This window comes from Lutibacter maritimus (assembly GCF_900116115.1).
In the GTDB taxonomy this organism is placed as follows: domain Bacteria; phylum Bacteroidota; class Bacteroidia; order Flavobacteriales; family Flavobacteriaceae; genus Lutibacter; species Lutibacter maritimus.
Window position 1 is genome coordinate 68,631 of the sequence record NZ_FOZP01000002.1, and the last position, 19,987, is coordinate 88,617.

Genomic DNA, 19,987 nt, shown 5'->3' on the forward strand with positions numbered 1-19,987 from the left:
ATTGCCCATATGAAATTAAGTAGTATGGGCGATTAAAACTTAAATATTTAAAAATGGAAGATCAATTAAAAAAAATTCTTTTTGACCCAACCGTTGGTAAATTAGTAACTATTTTAATTGGTATTATTATAATTTGGCTTGTTATTAAAGCTATTCAACGAAATTTTATTTCAAAATTAAAAGATAACAACAGTAGATATAAAACTAAAAAAATTTCAACCTTTGCTGGTTATTTATTTTCTATTATTTTAATAACTATTGTTTACAGTAATAAATTAGGAGGTTTTACCATTGCTTTGGGTGTTGCAGGAGCAGGAATTGCTTTTGCTTTGCAAGAAGTTATTGCATCTTTTGCAGGTTGGTTAGCCATATTATTTGGTGGTTTTTATAAAACTGGTGATAGAGTTCAATTGGGCGGAATTAAAGGTGATGTAATGGGTATTGGTGTTTTACGAACTACCGTTATGGAAATTGGTCAGTGGGTGGATGGCGATTTATACAACGGAAGAATAGTGTTAATTGCTAATAGTTTTGTTTTTAAAGAACCTGTTTTTAATTATTCCGGTGATTTTCCATTTTTATGGGATGAAATAAAGATACCTATTCAATTTGGAAGTAATTATGAAAAAGCTAAAATACTGTTTATTGAAATCGCAAAAAAAACAGTGGGTGATTTAACAGCTATTTCTCAAGAAAAATGGAATACTCTTCAAAAAAATTATTTATTAGAAAATGCCCAAACAGCACCAATGGTAACGCTTATTGCAAATGATAATTGGGTTGAATTTACGTTAAGATATGTAGTGAATTTTAGAAAAAGGCGCATTACAAAATCAGAATTATTCACTCAAATATTAACAGAAGTTGAAAAAACGAATGGTGATATTAAATTTGCTTCTGCAACATTCCATTTAGTTGAAGCGCCCGAATTAAAAGTTAATCTTTCAAAAAAAATCTAAATGTTTTTAGCATCAAAATTAGATCCAACTGTTGCTTTTGTTTCAGTTTTGGCAATACTTATTATTTTGTTAGGTTTAATTCTAAAAAGATTCAAACAACCATACATTATTGGTTATATTATAGTTGGTGCTTTATTGGGTGAACATGGAATTGGTTTAATTAAAGATGCCGATTCCATTCATCATTTAGGCGAAATTGGGATTATTTTATTGCTATTTTTTATTGGAATGGAAATTAGTTTACCAGAATTGGTTAAACAATGGAAATTGGCAGTTGTTGGCACTTTATTACAGGTTTTTATTAGTGTTTTAATTGTTCTTTCTATAGGTCATTTTTTTAATTGGAACATTAATAGGTCTATTATTTTAGGTTTTGTAATTGCCTTAAGTAGCTCTGCTGTAATTATAAAAATAATTCAAGATAAAAATTTAATAACTACAAGAATTGGAAAAAATGTTTTAAGCATTTTGCTGATGCAAGATATCATAATTGTTCCATTATTAATTATAACATCAGTAATTGGTGGTAAGGAAGAACCAATGAAAAATATTATTTTAATGATTATTGGAGGATTGTTAGTAATGGCTATTTTAATTTACATATATGTAAAAAGAAGCATTAAATTACCTTTTGCCTCTAAATTAGAGAATGACCATGAATTGCAAGTTTTTGCGGCAATTTTGTTATGTTTTGGTGGTGCTCTATTAGCTTCTGCCTTTGGATTATCTCCTGCACTTGGTGCTTTTGTTGGTGGTATGGTTATGCACGTTTCTAAAGCAACTGACTGGATTTACGATACATTACATTCTTTTAGAGTTTTGTTTGTAGCGCTGTTTTTTGTTAGCATAGGACTACAAATAGATTTCGAATTTATCTATCAAAATTATGTAGCTATTTTAATTGTATTATTTTCGGTGTATATAACCAATCACTTCATAAATTCATTTATTCTTAAATTATTTTCTTGTAAATGGCATGAAGCAATTTTAGGCGGTGCATTATTGGCTCAAATTGGCGAGTTGAGTTTTTTAATCAGTTCATCTGCGTATTCATTAGAAATTATGGAAAGTTTTGGCTACAAATTTACTATTAGCTTAATTTCATTAACTCTTTTAATAAGTCCTTTTTATATTTCAACAACTGAAAAACTACTTAAAACTTATCAAAAAAGGAAAATTTCACGATTAAGTAATAAAAAATATTTATAAAAATGAGTTTTGGTGGTCACGTAAATGATATGGTTAATAGAATAAAGCAAAATGCTGCTTTAAAAAATGCCAGAAAAAGAAAGTTTAAAGGCGGAAATGATTATGCGAATATAAAGTACACAAAAACAGAATATGATTTTCCGGAAGTTTCAGAAAAAGAATTAGAAAAAATTAAAATAAAAATTAGAAAAACAACAACATTTGAAAGAAATAAGCACTTAGTTTTTGGTGTTATTATAGCTTTTATAACTGTTTTAGCATTGTTAATTTTAAATTCTTAATTGTATATTTTTTGAATTTAGTTTTATATTGATTTCCTACTAAATTAATCGAGTAATAAATTTCATTTTCCTATTTTTACAAGTTATTACCTTTATTAGTTATAAATCAATAATGTTAAAAAAAAATATACTGGTTTCTTTATGGTTGTTAGCGCCATTTATTTTTTTAAATAATGCTTATTCCCAAACACCACCAACATTAACTGCTGTTGGAAATCAATATTATTGCCCACAAAGCGAACAAAACATTGTTACAGGTTTTAGCATAACTAACCCAAGTAATGTAGAAATAAAAACAATTTATATTCAAATTTCAACAGGCTACGTTCGTGGTGAAGATATTTTAAAATTAAATGGAAACATACCAAATATTAATGCGTCAACTTTCAATTCATTAGAAGGAAAATTAGTTTTAACTTGGGTTGGTAGCGGAACAGCAAATACAAACGATTTAGTAATAGCTGTTAAAAATGTTATATTTAAAAGTAGCTCATTAAATCCTACAGGCACTAAAACTTTTTCAATTACAATTGGTGAAGCCAACTATTTACCGACCACAAAACATTATTACGAATTTGTTCCATCACTTGGAATTACATGGAAAAATGCAAAAACCGCTGCTGCAGGAAGAACTTACTACGGTTTAAAAGGCTATTTAGCTACAGTTACAACCATTGAAGAAGCAAAACTAACCGGAGAACAGGCTTCAGGTGCTGGGTGGATTGGCGGTAGTGATGAAGCTGTTGAAGGAACTTGGAGATGGATGACAGGACCAGAAACTGGTAAATCATTTTGGATTGGAAATGGAAATGGAACAACTGCCGGCACTGATATTCCTTTTGCTTTTTGGAATGCGAATAATAATGAACCTAACAACTTAGGAAATGAAGATTATGCACATGTTACCGCTCCTGGAATTGGAACTCCTGGATCTTGGAACGATTTAAGTAATACTGGCGCAACTTCTGGAGACTATCAACCAAAAGGTTATATAGTTGAATATGGTGGAATGCCTGGAGAAATAGAGCCAAGCATTTCAAAAAGTACTACTATTTCAATTGCTGAAATTACATCTTCTTCAGGAGATTCAAGATGTGGACCCGGAAAAGTAACTTTAACAGCTTCATCTTCATCTGGGAAAGTTCTATGGTTTAACTCGGTAAGCGGAGGAACACCAATTGCAACTGGTAACACTTTTACACCAACTATTTCAGCAACAACAGCATATTATGCGTTAGCATCATCTGATGGAGTTTGTGAAAAAGGTGTTAGAATTTCAGTTGATGCAATTGTTCATCAAATACCAACAATTACAAATATTTCGGAAAATCAAATTTGCGGAATTGGATCAGGAATATTAACTGCAAATGCATCAGCCGGCACCGTAAATTGGTATGCAAATGCAACAGGAGGAATAGCTTTATATACTGGAAACTCTTTTAACACACCTACTATTAACAATACAACAACTTATTATGTAGATGCTACCGAAAACGGATGCACAACTTTAACTCGAACACCAGTAACATTAACAGTAGTTCACGTAAACAAACCAACAACAAATTTTGCTGAACAAACATTTTGCTCTGCCGATAATGCTACTTTAAATAACCTCTCCATTAATGGAAATGCTATTTTATGGTACGAAACAGCTAATAGCAAAATTCCTTTAAACAAAACACAAACTTTACAAAATAACACCTCATATTTTGCCACACAAACTATAAACTCTTGCGAAAGTCCTGAGCGCCTTGAAATAAAAGTTAAAATTTATGAAACACCAAACCCTCAAATAAACATTCCAAAAATTTATACTTGCGATTCCAATATTACTGGAACCGATGTTGATGGCGAAGAAACTTTTGACCTAACTTTAAATAATACTTTTATTTTAAATGGAAAAAACACTACCAATTTTAACATTAGGTTTTATAAAGATGCTGCATTAACACAACCAATAAATAATCCTACCAATTTTAAAAACACAAAAATTGGAAGCCCACAAACCATTTATTTCTTTATTGAAAATAAAAATTTACTTTCTTGTAACGCAACTGGATCATTTCAAATTGAAGTAAATCCTTTACCAATATTAAAAAGCTCGCAAGTGATACTTGAGCAATGTGATGATGACGAAAACAATGATGGATTTAGTTATTTTAACCTTAACCAAGCTAATGAATTAATTTCTGTAAATTATAAAAATGAGCAGTTTGAATTTTATGAAGACGCAGCATACACTCAATTAATTACAAATCCGCTAGCATATAAAAACCCAACCGTAATTAACAGTATTGTGTATGTTAAAATTAAAACCACTTTTGGTTGTGAAAGATATGCAAGTATAAAATTAAAAGTTGGAGCAACTCAAATACCAAGTGATTTTCATTTAAATTATTATGCTTGTGAAGATTTACCTTCAACAAATCAAGATGGTAAAACCATTTTTAATTTTAGTGATGCAACTCAACAATTAATTGATACAAAAAATATTTTTTCATCACAACTTGTTCGAATATCATATTATGAAAGTTTAGAAGATGCACTTTCAGAAACAAACCCAATTTCAGATATTTCAAACTATAAAAACACCACACCTTGGGAACAAAAAATATATATAAGAATTGATAGTGATGATGTAAATGCTTGTTTAGGATTAAACCACGTAATCACGTTACATGTTGAACGTTTACCATTAGCTTATGCTGTAACTATTGATAGAGAATGTGATGATGATGATGATGGATTGTATCCTTTTGATACTTCAAAAATTGATGAAACAGTTAGAAACGGACAAACAAATATTACAATTCGTTATTTTGATGAAAATAATAATTCATTACCAAGTCCGCTACCAAATCCGTTTTTAACCAAAAGTCAAACAATTACAATTAAAGTAGAAAACACAACTTCAACAATAACCCCAAATTGTGCCGATGAAACAACTTTAGAGTTTATTGTTGATGTTTCACCAAAAATATATCCCGTAAATATTCCTGCGCAATGTGATGATGCTCCAGATACAACCGATGGATTTTCAAATTTTGATACCTCAACAATTGAATCAACATTATTAGGCGGACAAACCGGCATGAAAGTTGCGTATACAGATGCAAATAATAATCCATTACCAAGTCCGCTGCCAAATCCATTTTTTACAAATACGCAAAAAATTACAGCTACTGTAAGCAATGTTTTAAATGAATCTTGTGCAATCTCAACAGATTTAAATTTTGTTGTTAATCCACTTCCAAGTTTTGAAGTAGAACCCGAACAAATAGTATGTTTAAACTTATTGCCAAAAACCTTAGAAATATACAATGCAAAGGACAATTACACCTATGAATGGTTTGATGAACAAGGAAATACAATTGCAACTAATAATGAAGTTTTAATAAATAAAGGAGGAACATATACGGTTTTAGCAACTTCTAATTTAGGCTGTGTTTCATTACCAAAATCTATTATTGTTGAAGAATCTATAATTGCAGAAATTGATTTAAATGATATTGTAATTGTTGATGATTCAAATAATAACACCATCACAATAAACACAAGTAACAACAATTTAGGGATAGGCGATTATGAATTTTCTTTAGATGATATTTTTGGCTTTTATCAAGACGAACCATTTTTTGATAATGTTGAAGCTGGAATTCACACTATTTACATAAGAGATAAAAATAATTGTGGAATTGCTGCTATTGATGTTTCTGTTTTAGGGTTCCCAAAGTTTTTTACACCTAATAATGATGGCTACAACGATACTTGGCAGATAAAAGGTGCAAATGATTTATTTTATCCTGTTTCTTCAATTCAGATATTTGATAGGTTTGGAAAATTAATTACTGAGCTAAATGTTTCCAGTAATGGTTGGAATGGCAATTATAAAGGTGAAATGCTTCCGTCTACAGATTATTGGTACTCTGTGCAACTTATAGACACTCATGGAATTATTAGAGAAAAGCGTGGACACTTTAGTTTAATCAGAAAATAAATTTATTCTTTTTAATTAAAAAAGTTGTTGTAAAAATTTAGCAACACCATCATTTTTATTAGTATCGGTAACTTTTTTTGCAGCTTTTAAAACTTCATTATTAGCATTTGCAACTGCAACTCCTAAACCAACTGCTTTTAACATTTCTATATCATTATAATTATCACCAAAAGCAATTATATTTTCCATTGATAAATGGGTGTAAATAGAACTCAATAAAACTTCAATAGCTGTTTTTTTAGAAATAGATTTATGAGAAATTTCTATATATGTTTCTTTTGATCGGTATAACATTATTTCATCTGAAAATTCACTTTCCAAAGTTTTGTATAATACATCAATTTCATTTGCATCACCCATACACATAATTTTATGAGCTCCCTTGCCTTCTGTTTTCCAGTCATTTAAAACTTCAAAATGTGATTTTATTGTTGGTGTAACTTTGGTGTTATTTTCTTCTCTTTTTGCCCAATAATCCATTGATTGAACATACCATTCATCAGCATAAAATAAACTTAAATGAATATTGGTATTTACACATTTATTAATGGTGGCTTCTAAAACAGAATTATCTATAACCTTTGAATGTAAAATTTTGTCGCCATCTAAAACCAAACCTCCATTATAAGCAATTAAGGGTGTCGTTATATTTTCAAATTGATGTTGTAAATGACGCATTCCTTTTGGCATTCGTGATGAAATTAATACAAAAGGAATAGGTGAAATACGTTTAACTTCGGCAATAGTAAGTTCAGATAATTCTCTGTCTTTATTTAATAACGTTCCATCAATATCTGTAAAAACTAATTGGTATTTCATAAAAATAATTTAGCCGCAAAAATACGGAATTCAAATAAGAATCCTTTTTAAAAAAAAACTGGTGTTTTTATGTACTTTTGAAAAAAAAACAAATGAACGCAACAGATTGGTTAGGTTTTGTAGGAGTAGCATTAATATTGTTAGCTTATTTTTTAAATGAAATAGGTAAAATTTCTAATAAAAATATAGCTTTTATACTATTAAATTTAATAGGCTCTACATTAGCTTGTTTGGCTTCGGTATTAATAAATTATTGGCCTTTTATTATTTTAGAAGCTGCTTGGGCGCTGGTTTCCGCAGTATCGTTATACAAATATTATAAACCCTCTAAATTATAATTATTTATTTTTTACATAAATTAATTTAAATCTGCCACTTGTTTTATCGCGTTCTTCAATTTCAAATTTATTGAGCGATTTAAAGAGTTGCGTTAATTTTTCAAATCCAAAGTTACGTGCATCAAAATTTGGCTGTTTTTTTAGAAGCAATGAGCCAACATCACCCATAAACGCCCAACCATCATCATCGGCTGCGTCATCTACAGAATTTCGTAATAAACGAATAACTTTTGGTGTAATTTTATCTATATTTTCTTTTTTATTGGTTTTTTTACCATCTTGATTTTCTTCTTCCTTTGCTAAAATTTCTAAATAAATAAATTTATCGCACGCTACAATAAATGGTTCTGGAGTTTTCTTTTCGCCAATTCCGTATACAACCACGCCAGCTTCACGCAAACGCATTGCTAGTTTTGTAAAATCGCTATCTGATGAAACCAAGCAAAAACCATTCACTTTTTCTGAATATAAAATATCCATAGCATCAATAATCATAGCAGAATCTGTAGCATTTTTCCCTGTTGTATAACTATATTGCTGTATTGGATTGATGGCGTTTTCTAGCAAAAGTGTTTTCCACTTAGCTAATTGAGGTTTCGTCCAATCGCCATAAATTCGTTTTATGGTTGGTGTTCCGTATTTTGTTATTTCTTCCATCATTTCTTTAATATATTTTGATGGAATATTATCGCCGTCAATTAAAACGGCTAATTTTGTATCTTTTATCATAATTTATAAAGGTAATAAAATTAAATGCTCTTTAAATATTTTTTTGAATATACTTCCTTTAATAAAAACAAAAAGTTTGTTGTATTTTTGACTCACTGACTTTAATTTCAAGTGCTTTACTATGAAAAATATCCTAAAAACCATTAAAGAATTTTTGGAATTAGAACTAATTAGTATTGGAAATTATAAAATAATGGTGCATACCATTGTTTTTATAGTTGGCATTTTTGTTGTTACAAAAATTTTACTGTGGTTAATTAAACAAGCGCTTTATCGTCAAAAAACAACTATTAATTTAGATTCTGGCAATACGTACGCCATTTTTCAAATAATTAAATATATAATTTGGGTAATTGCTTTCGGATTTATTTTAGAAACCATTGGAATTAAAGTAACTGTTTTAATTGCAGGTTCTGCGGCGCTTTTGGTTGGTATTGGTTTAGGATTACAACAAACTTTTAATGATATCATTTCGGGAATAATTTTACTATCTGAACGTTCTATTAAAATTGATGATATTTTAGAAATTGATGGCGATATTCTTAAAATTCAAGAAATTGGATTACGCACATCAAAAGGATTAAACAGAGATGAAATTTCTATTATTATTCCAAATTCATTAATTACAACCAACAAAGTGATTAACTGGAGTCACCAATCTAAACAAACACGTTTTAAAATTAACATTGGTGTTGCTTACGGAAGTGATGTAGATTTGGTAGAAAAAGTATTGAAAGAAAGCGCTTGGGAACATCCAGAAGTTTCTGATAAAAATTTAATTAATATTCGTTTTTTAGATTTTGGAGATTCATCTTTACAATTTCAAGTAATATTTTTTAGCGAAAATATTTTTAGAATTGAACGTGTAAAAAGTGATATTAGAAAAGTAATAAACCGAAAGTTTAAAGAACATAATATTACAATTCCATTTCCTCAAATGGATTTGCATTTTAAAACAAACTTTTCAGAAAACACACAACAGCCAAAAAATAACAGCTAAATGATACTTATTGATCAACCTTATGTTTCAGATTTTTTAATAAAAACTATTAAAGAAAATCAATTTCCAATTGTGGCAACAAGCGTTGCAAAATCTATGATTACAGATGATGCTTTAAACTGGATTTCAGAAAAAGACGCAATTAATCAATACAATTCAAACCAAAATATCCGTGTATATTCTAATTCTGAAAATGCTATAAATTGGATTGAACAACATTTAAAAAATACCGAGTTACCAAAAAAAATACAGCTTTTTAAAAACAAAATAGCGTTTAGAGAATTATTAAAAGACCATTTTCCTGAATACTTTTTTAAAGGAATTCCAATCAATAATTTAAAAGATTTTCCGGCTGATGAATTACAATTTCCTTTAATTATAAAACCAGCAGTTGGTTTTTTTAGTTTAGCGGTGCATAAAATTGATACCGCTAAAGAATGGACTGAAATTATAAATGGTATTGAAGCAGAAGTTGAAACTTTTAAAGATATGTATCCGAAAGAAGTTGTTAATATTTCTGATTTTATTGTTGAAGAATATATTGATGGTGAAGAATATGCCGTTGATTGTTATTTTGATAAAAATGGGAAAGTAGTTGTTTTAAATATCTTGCATCATATTTTTTCATCTTCAAAAGATGTAAGTGACCGCGTATATTCAACATCACAAAAAATTATAGAAACTCAACTTCAAAAATTTGAAAACTTTTTACAAATTGTTGGAAACAAAGCACAGTTAAAAAACTTTCCAATGCACGTTGAAGTTAGAATTAATAGCCAAGGAAAAGTGATTCCTATTGAAATAAATCCACTTCGATTTGGTGGTTGGTGCACAACCGGAGATATTTCTTGGTACGCTTTTGAAATAAATTCTTACAACTACTTTTTAAACGGAAAAGTGCCAAATTGGAATGAAATTTTTAAAAATAACTCCAATAAATTATTCAGCTTAATTGTGTTAGATAATAATTCTGGTATAAACGCAAATGAAATAAAATCATTTAATTATGATTTGCTGCTTAAAGACTTTGAAAATCCGTTAGAAATTAGAAAAGTAAATTATAAAAAATACGGTGTTTTTGGGTTTTTATTTACCCAAACAAGCCTTGAAAATCAACAAGAATTAAATTCAATTTTAGTCTCTAAACTAACAAATTACATTGAAAAATAAACCCAATTAACATAGCAATTTTTTCAATACATTTACTGCATTAATTTTTGAATTACATTATAGAATGTTTGAATTTAAATTTAAAATTGAAAATAAGTTTATAATAACATTAATTTCATTTTTATCACTTTTATTTATTGGTTTATTAGATTTTTTTACAGGTTCTGAAGTTTCCGTTTTATTAGCCTATTTAATTCCAATATTATTAATTTCATTTTATAATAAATCAGAAAAAATATTACTATTAATAAATACCATTTTTGCTGCAACTGTTTGGTTTATTGTAGATTATTTAACTCAAAATTATTCCAACATATTTAACCCAATTTGGAATGCTTTTGTGCGATTTACAGTTTTTATGATTATTGGTTTGTTAATACTTAATTTAAAAGAAAAATATAAAAGTGTTTTAAAATTAAATGAAGATTTAAAATTAATAAACGAAGAAAAAAATAAGTTTATTGGCGTTGCCGCACATGATTTAAGAAATCCTATTGGAGCCATTTATTCATTTTCCGATTTAATTATTGAAAATTATTCAGAAAATATTGATGTTAAAGGAATGAAAATGCTTAATCATATTAAAGATTTAAGCAATAGCTCTTTAAATTTATTAAAAGATTTATTAGACATTTCTAAAATTGAATCTGGAATCATAAAACTTCAACTAAAAACTGAAAATTATATAGATTTTATTACTAAGTATATGTATTTCAATTTGTTAGTTTCTAAAAAGAAAGACATTACTATTAAATTAGAAACCGAACAAAAAGAATTACTTTTTTCATTTGATGAACATTATTTAAGCGAAGTAATTAATAATTTATTAACCAATGCCATCAAATTTTCGTTTCCAAAAAGCGAAATAATTATAAAAATATCAACATCAAAAAACTTTGTAAAAACAGAAATAATTGACCAAGGACAAGGAATTCCTGTGGAAGAACAAACCAAACTTTTTAATTATTTTCAAAAAACAAGTGTTCAGCCAACAAATGGCGAAACTAGCTCTGGGCTTGGGTTGGCAATAGCAAAGAAAATTATTGTTGAACATAAAGGAACTATTGGTGTAGTTAGTGAAATAAATAAAGGCGCTAATTTTTATTTTGAGTTACCTTTAAAGTAGTTTTAAAACAAAATTTTTATGATTGAATTAATTAGAACCAACTCCAAAAACCCTGATTTTATACAATTAGTAAAATTTTTAGATGCCGATTTAAAAATACGCGATGGTGAAGACCATGATTTTTACGACCAATTTAATAAAATTGATACATTAAAAAATGTAGTTGTGGCCTACAAAAACAAATTACCTATTGGTTGCGGCGCATTTAAAATTCATCCAGAAAAGACTGCAGAAATTAAACGGATGTATGTAGCTACAAACGGAAGAAGGTTAGGAATTGCATCAAAAGTATTAACTGAATTAGAACAATGGGCTAAAGAATTAGGTATTACCAAATGTATTCTTGAAACCGGTAAAAAACAGCCCGAAGCCATTGCATTATACAAAAAATGCGGTTATACAATTACCACAAATTTTGGGTTTTATGAAAATGTTGAAAACAGTGTTTGTTTTAGAAAGTTACTGTAAACCATCAATTTTTAAAGCTACTTTTCCTGTTGTGCTAATTGTTGCAACCAACGCCTGATCTGTTAACTGAATATTTTTAATAACAATTGGCGCTAAGTTTCCGTTAATTACAATTCCTTTTGCTGGCGAATAATTTTTTAAATAATATTCCATTTGAGTTTTAGCAACTTCCAATTCTGGTTTAATAGAATATTTTGTGTAGGTTGCTATTTTCTTTAAAATAATTCCTTGTGCTAACCAATTAGCTGTTTTCATTAAGGTACTTTTTGTTTCTAAAACATATTTTAAATCATCAAAATAAATCAATTCTTCATCAATATTGTATTTAGGAATACCCGATAAATATATGGTTCCGTTTAAGCTTCCTTTCATTGTAAGTGCAATAACAACTTTTCCGTTTTTATGCCATAAATTTACTTTTTCAACCGTTATTTTTTTTGATCCCGAAGTAAACTCTTGACCATGAAAGTTTTTTGTAATAATTTCTGAAGCCTTTAAATAAGGTGAAACTACAATTAATGATGCTAAAAATTGATCTTTTGTTTTTGAAACCTGTTTTAATTGAATTTCATCTCTATTGAAAGTATCTTCAAAAGGTTTTCCTATAAAAGTTTCCATAAAACAAGCCAATTCTAAATTCATAGAAACCACATCTTGTTTTAGAATTGCTTCCGTTGCATTTATGCTTATTGGTTTTAATTTAAACCAAGTATCATAACTTTCATTGACACATACAGGTTTTGTTATTTCTTCTAAAGCATCTAAAACATTGTCTTGAAAATTTAAAGATTTTACAATTGCTGCATCTATTTTTTGTTCAATAGTAGATTTAAAATAATTCATTGCTGGGTTTACCAAATACGTAATTGGAACACTTTTTCCGGCAATGGTAATACTTGGACTTTCTTTCCAAACTACCGATTGTACATTTGATTTTGCTGACAATTGCCAGTTTGTAAATTTTGCTTCACCAATTAAGGTTGCAACGCCATTAAAATTAAGTTCGCGAGTATCGTACAAATCCATCCCAAAAACATTACTTCCATACCTTACTTTTAACCAAACTTTCAACGGTAATACAACTTTAATTTTACCTTTATCATCAGTAATTTCTATCGGAGCTTGTTTCCAAACTTTTATCATTAAATTATCATCTTCTAAAATAGCATCTTCGTAAATAAGTCCTTTTAAAATAGTATTTGTTTGATAAGCTAAATCCTTTAATTTTATTGAAACTGGGATATTTAAATACGATATTTCTTTATCATACATAATTGGATTTGCCAAATCAGCAACTGGTTTTAAAGTTTCTATTTTTTTTGAAGAACCACAAGAAACCACAATAAAAGCAATTATAAAAACTAAAAGTACTGTAAATTTCATAAATTTTTTCAGCAAAAGTATGTCGATTTTCAATTGATAATTAAATAAAATGTATTTTTAATTATTATTTAACAACTTTGTTCAATGCTTAAAAATGACCCACCAATAATAACACAAGAATCTTTTAATAATTCTATTTCAGAAGTTTGGAAAGCAATTACTAATTGTGAACAAATGAAAGCATGGTTTTTTTATAATATACCCAATTTTGAAGCTAAAATTGGCTTTAAAACACAGTTCAATGTCAAATCTGAAAATAGAGATTTTTTGCATTTATGGAAGGTTATTGACCTAGTTCCGAACAAAAAAATTACAACTAATTGGAAATATCAAAATATAAAAGGAGATTCTAACGTAACTTTTGAATTAAATGAAGACCAAAAAGGTACTACATTAACCGTTACTTGTGAAATTTTAGAAGATTTTCCCCAAAACATTTCTGAATTTAAAACAGAAAGTTGCCAAGCAGGTTGGAATTACTTTATAAAAGACCGTTTAAAAAATTATTTGACCTTGTTATAATTTAGTTTGTAAAACCTACATATTGAAATTACCGTATCTTTGCACAAAAGTTTTCAAATAAAACGTATGCAATTTAAAGATTTACAATTAAACAAACATATTTTAAAAGCAATTTCAGCAAAAGGATACGAAACTCCAACTGCTGTGCAAACACAAACAATTCCGTTAGTTTTAGCTAAAAAAGATATTATTGCTTCTGCACAAACCGGAACTGGAAAAACCGCTGCTTTTGCTTTACCTATTTTACAATTGTTGTTTGACAAACAAGATGCTTCAAAAAAAGGAAAAAAAATTAGAGCGCTAGTTGTAAGTCCAACCCGTGAATTAGCACTTCAAATTGAAGAAAACTTTACAGATTACAGTAAATTTACTAACTTACGAAGTACAGTTATTTTTGGAGGAACATCTATTGAACCACAAAAAGATATCCTTAAAAAAGGTGTAGATATTTTAATTGCTACACCAGGCAGATTGTTAGATTTACATAAACAAGATTGCATTAATTTAGATTATATTGAAATGCTGGTTTTAGATGAAGCCGATTTAATGCTAGATATGGGTTTTATTGATGATGTTAAAAAAATTGAGCGTATTTGCCCAAAATCTAAACAAATATTACTTTTTTCGGCAACAATGCCTCAAAAAGTAGTAGAACTTGCCAACTCAATTTTAAATAATCCAGAAACTGTAAACGTTACACCAAAACAATCTACTGCCCAAGGAGTAAATCAAAAATTATATTACGTAGGAAAAAATAAAAAAATGGAATTGTGTTTACATTTACTTAGAAACACAATTAAAGGAGATATTTTAATTTTTAGACGCACCAAATTTGGCGTTGAAAAATTAGAAAATATGCTAAAAAAGAATGGCTATAATGTAGATAGTATTCATGGCGATAAAACACAAAAAGGACGCGAAGATGCCTTAAATAGTTTTAAAGATAAAAAAGTAAATATATTAATAGCCACCGATGTTGCATCACGCGGAATTGACATTAGCAATTTAGATGCAGTTATTAATTTTGACATTCCAAATGTGCCAGAAACTTATGTACATAGAATTGGAAGAACAGGTAGAGCTGGAAATATTGGTGCTTCTTTTTCCTTTTGCGCTGCAGATGAAAAAACTTATATTAAAACCATTGAAGAATTAATTAATGATACAATTCCTGTTGAAACAGAACATCCATATCCATTAGATCCAAAAGCAAAACCTGAAGTTTATATTAAAAAAGGAAGTAGCAATAAAAAAAATAGAAAATCAGCCGGATCTAAAAAAAATAAAAAACGTTGGTACTAAATAAAATCGTCAAAACAAGAATGAGATAAAAAAACTTCCAAAACAAACAAATCACCTCAAAAACTGTAATGACGATTTTTATAATAAACAATTATAGCAATTAAGCTAATTCACTCATTTTTAAAGAATGAAATTTTCCTTTAAGCAATAAACTTATTGGTGTTGTATTGCTTAAATTATCTGAAACAGGACATCTATCCTCAATATTTTTTAACCATTTTTCTAGCACTTCAATTGGTGCATCACAATCTGGTTCAATAGAAACATCAATGCCTTTATAACCTGCACGCTCTTCAAACGACGAACCAAATAACCTTTCGGGATTTAAATTACCACACATTTTAATTTTTAAACTTCGTAATTCAAAATTCATTTCTTTGGCAATTACATGTCCCATAACATTTATACAACCACAAAATGCTGCAAGCATATACTCAACCGGATTTGCTCCTTGATTGGTTCCTCCTAGGCTTTCAGGCTCATCTAACACGATTTCAAAACCTCTAGCTTTCACAATAGTTTTTGTAGAATTTTCACTATATGCTTGTACTCTAAATTTTAAATCTTCCATATTAATTTTATAGTTTTTTATTGAAATAAAATTACGATTTATGATAAAATTGAAAGGAAATTAAAGTATGTATTACGTCATTTTAAGTAATGTAATATTGCATTGCAAACGGTGTATAAAAATGAGATTGGTGTTAAAAAAATAAGTTTATATGTATTTAAAAAAAGCTTGTTTCAATAATTAAAACAAGCTTTTTTTCTATATCTTAGTTTTGTTAATATAACACATTAAAAAAAAATCAACTAAATTTCAAATGAAAAATATAATACTAATTACAATTTTAAGTATTTACACTTTTGTAAATAGCACAGCTCAAACAGGAAAAGTATTTGATAACCTAACAATGAAAAGCACTATTTTAAAAAGTGAGCGAAAATTTGCTGTGTATTTACCACCAGATTATGAAACTTCTCAAAGAAATTATCCAGTACTATATTTATTACACGGTATGGGAGATGATCAAACTGGTTGGGTACAATTTGGTGAAGTACTTAGTATTGTAGATAATGAAATTAAAAAAGGTACAGCAACACCAATGATAATAATTATGCCTGATGCAAATACTAATAAAATTGGTTACTTTAATACTATTGAAAGTGATTGGAACTATGAAAATTTCTTTTTTGAAGAATTAATGCCGTATGTAGAAAAAACCTACAGAATTAAAAGTGAAAAAAGATTTAGAGCAATTGCAGGACTTTCTATGGGTGGTGGTGGTTCTTTTATGTATGCTATGCATCATCCAGAACTATTTTCTTCTGCCTGCCCTTTAAGTGCTTATATTGGTCCACTTTCAGTAGAGGATTTTAAAATTCAACTGCAAAGAATGAATTCAAAAATAACCGATGAAACTAAAATTCAATCGTATTTTGAAAATCATAATGCAATTTCATTAATTGAAAAAACCGATGTAGCAAAATTAAAATCTGTACGATGGTTTATAGATTGTGGCGATGATGACTTTTTATATGAAGGAAATAGTTTGGTACATATTGCTATGCGTAAAAAAGAAATTCCACACGAATATAGAGTAAGAAATGGTGGGCATTCTTGGACATACTGGCGCGAATCTTTACCGGAAGTTTTAAAATTTGTTTCGGACGCTTTTCATCAATATTAATTAAATGAAACATTGCGTAAACTTGATTTGGTATTTTATCAACATTTTACCAGTTAAGTTGTTCATCCTTTGTTAAAAATGTCCAAGCAACAATACGTGTTATTTTGTTGCCTTGATGCATTGGAATTGTTTTAATTTCAGTTGCACCTAATTTTTTTAACGAAGGAAATAAACTTTCAGCATTTTCTTTTTTTGATACCAATGTTGTATACCAAAAACAGTTGTTTTTAAATTTTGAACTTTCGTAAGCATACGTATGAATAAATGCTTTTTCACCACCTTTATACCATAACTCTTGCTGTTTTCCACTAAAATTTCTTCCTTCACTTCCTTTTCCCAAACCTTCTAATTTTCTGGCATTTGCTTGCATTGCTTCTTCTTGCGATTTGTAAAAAGGGGGATTACAAATAGTTGCTGAAAAACGAGCATTTTCAACAATAATTCCTTCAAAAATATGAGTAATATCTGGTTGATATTTTAAGATAATCTGTGAAGTAAGATTATTTTTTTCTAAAATATTCTGAGCATTTTCTAGAGATTTTTTATCAATATCAGTTCCTATAAAATTCCAACCATACACTGTATTTCCCAGTAAAGGGTAAATACAGTTCGCTCCAATTCCAATATCTAAAACTGTAATATTTTTAATTTTTGACGCTTTTAACAAATCCGCCAAATAATGAATATAATCTATACGGCCAGGAATTGGTGGACATAAATTATCATCAGGAAATTCCCAAAAAGAAATATTATAATATTTAAATAATAAAGCTGTATTTATGGCTTTTACAGCTTTAGGATTTGCAAAATCAATAGTTTCTGTTCCATATTTATTTACAAAAACATATTCTTTTAAATTAGGGTAAGCAACACATAATTCATTAAAATAATATCCATTTAAATGTTTGTTTTTTAAATGTAACGTATTCTGTGTGTTTTTTGGTTTTGTCATAACTTTCTAAAAAACAAAAGTACTACATTTTAACATAATTTTATATTTACAAAGTGAATGAACGTTCGTTTTATAAATATTTTTTTATATATTTGCATCATTAAAATAGATAAGTTTATGGCAATCAGGCAAAAATGTGACAAAAAAAGAATGGATTTATTAAAAGCCACCCTGCATTTGATAAATAACAATGGTTTTCACGATGCACCTATGTCTAAAATTGCAAAAACTGCTGAAATGTCACCAGCAACAATTTATATTTATTTTGAAAATAAACAAGATTTAATTAATCAGTTATATTTAGAAATGAAAGCTGCTTTTAGTACGCATGCTTTTGAAAATTATAGTGAAGAACTATGTGTAAAAGAAAGTTTTAAAAAAATTTGGTTTAACATAGCTAATTTCAAATTAAACCAAGTTGAAGAATCTAATTTTTTATCACAATGCGATAATACACCAATTATTGATGACGAAATTAAACGTGAAGGCTTAAAACATTTACAACCATTACTTGATTTATGGGAAAGAGGAAAACAAGAAGGTACTTTAAAACCAATTTCCCCTTATTTAATGTATGCTTTCACAATTTATCCGTTAAATTTTTTAACCAACAATCAGCATAAAAATAATTATGAATTAACCGATGAAAATATAAATACCGCTTTTAACGCTGCTTGGGATAGTATAAAATTATAAACAATGGGAAAAACTGCCATTATTTTAGGGGCAACAGGTTTAACGGGGTCTATTCTTTTAAAAAAATTAATGAACGACCAACGTTACGAAACTATTAAGTTGTTTTCGCGAAAAAAAATTGAAGGATTACCTAAAAAGGTAACACAATATATTGGTGATGTTTTAACGTTACAAAATTTTAAAGAAGAATTTAAAGCTGATGAAGTATTCTGTTGCATTGGTACAACAGCTAAAAAAACACCAAATAAAGAAACCTATAAAAAAATAGATTTTGGAATTCCTGCTACAGCTGCAAAACTTTCAAAAGAGAATAATATAAATACGTTTTTAGTAATTTCCGCATTAGGTGCCAATGAAAAAAGTGCTGTTTTTTATAATAAAACAAAGGGGCAAATGCAACAAGAAGTTTTAAAACAAAACATAGCAAACACTTTTATTTTACAACCATCAATTATTGATGGAAACAGAAATGAAACTAGAATTGGTGAAAAAATTGGTTTAATCATTTTTAAATTAATACAACCTTTGTTTATAGGACCTTTAAAAAAATACAAAGTTATTAAGGCCGAAGAAATTGCGCAAGCCATGCTAAATTTAGCAAACACAAAAACCATCAATAAAAATTTTATTACATCAAATTATATAAAAGAAATATCAAAAAAATAATAACTAAAAAAAAATAAGATTAAAAAATATGGATTTATTAGATAAACTAAACTGGAGATACGCCGCAAAAGCAATGACTGGAGAAAAAGTATCAGAAGAAAAAATTGCACGTATTTTAGAAGCTGCAAGGTTAGCACCAACATCAAGCGGATTACAACCATTTGAAATTATTGTAGTAAAAAATCAAGCAATTAAAGAAGCAATAAGACCCATAGCATGGAATCAATCTATGATTACTGACTGTTCTCATTTATTAGTTTTTGCTGCTTGGGATACATATACAGAAGAAAGGATTAACAAAATGTTTGATTTAACCAACGAAATTCGCGGATTTAAAAACGAAGGTTGGGAAGCTTACCGTCAGAAATTATTAAGTTTTTATCCTCAACAAGATGCCGAGGAAAACTTTAACCACGCGGCAAAACAAGCATACATTGCTTTTAGTGCGGCTATAATAGCGGCTGCTTATGAAGAAGTTGATTCAACTCCAATTGAAGGTTTTGAACCTGAAGCAGTTGATAAAATTTTAGGTTTACGTGAAAAAGGATTAAGAAGTACCGTATTATTACCAATAGGTTATAGAGATACTGAAAAAGATTGGTTAGTAAATTTAGTGAAAGTTAGAAAAAGCACTGAAGATTTAGTAACCGTTATTGAGTAATTTCAATTTAAAAACTAA

Annotated in this window: 20 protein-coding genes; 15 read left to right on the forward strand and 5 right to left on the reverse strand. The window is 28.5% G+C overall.

Annotated elements, in window-relative coordinates:
- Positions 1 to 53: 53 nt before the first annotated feature.
- The 4 genes from BM335_RS03670 to BM335_RS03685 all read left to right on the forward strand — a co-directional run bounded on the left by BM335_RS03670 (position 54) and on the right by BM335_RS03685 (position 6,446).
- Positions 54 to 959, forward strand: a complete 906-nt coding sequence (locus tag BM335_RS03670; RefSeq protein WP_090223397.1) for a mechanosensitive ion channel family protein — start codon at positions 54 to 56, stop codon at positions 957 to 959.
- Positions 960 to 2,168 (forward strand): cation:proton antiporter, encoded by a 1,209-nt coding sequence (locus BM335_RS03675; protein WP_090223398.1) that lies wholly within the window; start codon positions 960 to 962, stop codon positions 2,166 to 2,168.
- Positions 2,169 to 2,170: 2 nt separating this feature from the next.
- Positions 2,171 to 2,449, forward strand: a complete 279-nt coding sequence (locus tag BM335_RS03680) for a hypothetical protein (RefSeq protein ID WP_090223399.1) — start codon at positions 2,171 to 2,173, stop codon at positions 2,447 to 2,449.
- A 112-nt stretch (positions 2,450 to 2,561) separates the two neighbouring features.
- Entirely contained in the window at positions 2,562 to 6,446 is a 3,885-nt protein-coding gene (locus BM335_RS03685; RefSeq protein ID WP_090223400.1) for an Ig-like domain-containing protein, read from the forward strand.
- A 15-nt stretch (positions 6,447 to 6,461) separates the two neighbouring features.
- On the opposite strand, the gene BM335_RS03690 is transcribed toward BM335_RS03685, so the two are convergent.
- The gene (locus BM335_RS03690) at positions 6,462 to 7,265 is read right to left on the reverse strand and encodes an HAD family hydrolase (RefSeq protein ID WP_090223401.1); all 804 of its coding nucleotides are present in this window, start codon (positions 7,263 to 7,265) and stop codon (positions 6,462 to 6,464) included.
- A 92-nt stretch (positions 7,266 to 7,357) separates the two neighbouring features.
- On the opposite strand from BM335_RS03690, the gene BM335_RS03695 reads away from it, so the two are divergent.
- Entirely contained in the window at positions 7,358 to 7,603 is a 246-nt protein-coding gene (locus tag BM335_RS03695) for a CBU_0592 family membrane protein (protein WP_090223402.1), read from the forward strand.
- On the opposite strand, the gene BM335_RS03700 is transcribed toward BM335_RS03695, so the two are convergent.
- A complete protein-coding gene (locus tag BM335_RS03700; protein WP_090223403.1) occupies positions 7,604 to 8,332 on the reverse strand; it encodes an NYN domain-containing protein in 729 nt (242 codons plus the stop codon).
- Positions 8,333 to 8,453: 121 nt separating this feature from the next.
- Here BM335_RS03700 and BM335_RS03705 point away from each other — a divergent pair, with 121 nt between their 5' ends.
- The 4 genes from BM335_RS03705 (at position 8,454) to BM335_RS03720 (ending at position 12,096) form a co-directional block, all read left to right on the forward strand.
- On the forward strand, positions 8,454 to 9,332 hold the full coding sequence (locus BM335_RS03705) for a mechanosensitive ion channel family protein (protein ID WP_090223404.1): 879 nt from the start codon (positions 8,454 to 8,456) through the stop codon (positions 9,330 to 9,332).
- Entirely contained in the window at positions 9,333 to 10,502 is a 1,170-nt protein-coding gene (locus BM335_RS03710; protein ID WP_090223405.1) for an ATP-grasp domain-containing protein, read from the forward strand.
- 64 nt (positions 10,503 to 10,566) lie between these two features.
- Positions 10,567 to 11,628 (forward strand): sensor histidine kinase, encoded by a 1,062-nt coding sequence (locus BM335_RS03715; RefSeq protein ID WP_090223406.1) that lies wholly within the window; start codon positions 10,567 to 10,569, stop codon positions 11,626 to 11,628.
- A gap of 18 nt (positions 11,629 to 11,646) precedes the next feature.
- Complete coding sequence (locus BM335_RS03720) at positions 11,647 to 12,096, forward strand: GNAT family N-acetyltransferase (protein ID WP_090223407.1); 450 nt, start codon at positions 11,647 to 11,649, stop codon at positions 12,094 to 12,096.
- Here BM335_RS03720 and BM335_RS03725 read toward each other — a convergent pair.
- The gene (locus tag BM335_RS03725) at positions 12,088 to 13,479 is read right to left on the reverse strand and encodes a DUF4403 family protein (protein ID WP_090223408.1); all 1,392 of its coding nucleotides are present in this window, start codon (positions 13,477 to 13,479) and stop codon (positions 12,088 to 12,090) included. The two genes, BM335_RS03720 and BM335_RS03725, sit on opposite strands and share 9 nt — an antisense overlap.
- An 84-nt stretch (positions 13,480 to 13,563) precedes the next feature.
- On the opposite strand from BM335_RS03725, the gene BM335_RS03730 reads away from it, so the two are divergent.
- Entirely contained in the window at positions 13,564 to 14,001 is a 438-nt protein-coding gene (locus BM335_RS03730; protein WP_090223409.1) for an SRPBCC family protein, read from the forward strand.
- 66 nt (positions 14,002 to 14,067) lie between these two features.
- A complete protein-coding gene (locus tag BM335_RS03735; RefSeq protein ID WP_090223410.1) occupies positions 14,068 to 15,303 on the forward strand; it encodes a DEAD/DEAH box helicase in 1,236 nt (411 codons plus the stop codon).
- A 100-nt stretch (positions 15,304 to 15,403) separates the two neighbouring features.
- On the opposite strand, the gene BM335_RS03740 is transcribed toward BM335_RS03735, so the two are convergent.
- Positions 15,404 to 15,874: an OsmC family protein gene (locus BM335_RS03740; protein ID WP_090223411.1), complete on the reverse strand. Its 471-nt coding sequence runs from the start codon at positions 15,872 to 15,874 to the stop codon at positions 15,404 to 15,406.
- 253 nt (positions 15,875 to 16,127) lie between these two features.
- On the opposite strand from BM335_RS03740, the gene BM335_RS03745 reads away from it, so the two are divergent.
- Entirely contained in the window at positions 16,128 to 16,994 is an 867-nt protein-coding gene (locus BM335_RS03745) for an alpha/beta hydrolase (protein WP_177219149.1), read from the forward strand.
- A 46-nt stretch (positions 16,995 to 17,040) separates the two neighbouring features.
- Here the strand turns inward: BM335_RS03745 and rlmF are convergent, their stop codons facing one another.
- Positions 17,041 to 17,946 (reverse strand): 23S rRNA (adenine(1618)-N(6))-methyltransferase RlmF, encoded by a 906-nt coding sequence (gene rlmF, locus BM335_RS03750; RefSeq protein WP_090223412.1) that lies wholly within the window; start codon positions 17,944 to 17,946, stop codon positions 17,041 to 17,043.
- Positions 17,947 to 18,063: 117 nt separating this feature from the next.
- Here rlmF and BM335_RS03755 point away from each other — a divergent pair, with 117 nt between their 5' ends.
- From BM335_RS03755 to BM335_RS03765, 3 genes are read left to right on the forward strand one after another with little or no spacing between them, the layout of a single operon-like run.
- Entirely contained in the window at positions 18,064 to 18,642 is a 579-nt protein-coding gene (locus BM335_RS03755; RefSeq protein ID WP_090223413.1) for a TetR/AcrR family transcriptional regulator, read from the forward strand.
- A gap of 3 nt (positions 18,643 to 18,645) precedes the next feature.
- Positions 18,646 to 19,308 (forward strand): NAD(P)H-binding protein, encoded by a 663-nt coding sequence (locus tag BM335_RS03760; protein WP_090223414.1) that lies wholly within the window; start codon positions 18,646 to 18,648, stop codon positions 19,306 to 19,308.
- 28 nt (positions 19,309 to 19,336) lie between these two features.
- On the forward strand, positions 19,337 to 19,969 hold the full coding sequence (locus BM335_RS03765) for a nitroreductase family protein (protein ID WP_090223415.1): 633 nt from the start codon (positions 19,337 to 19,339) through the stop codon (positions 19,967 to 19,969).
- Positions 19,970 to 19,987 lie beyond the last annotated feature (18 nt).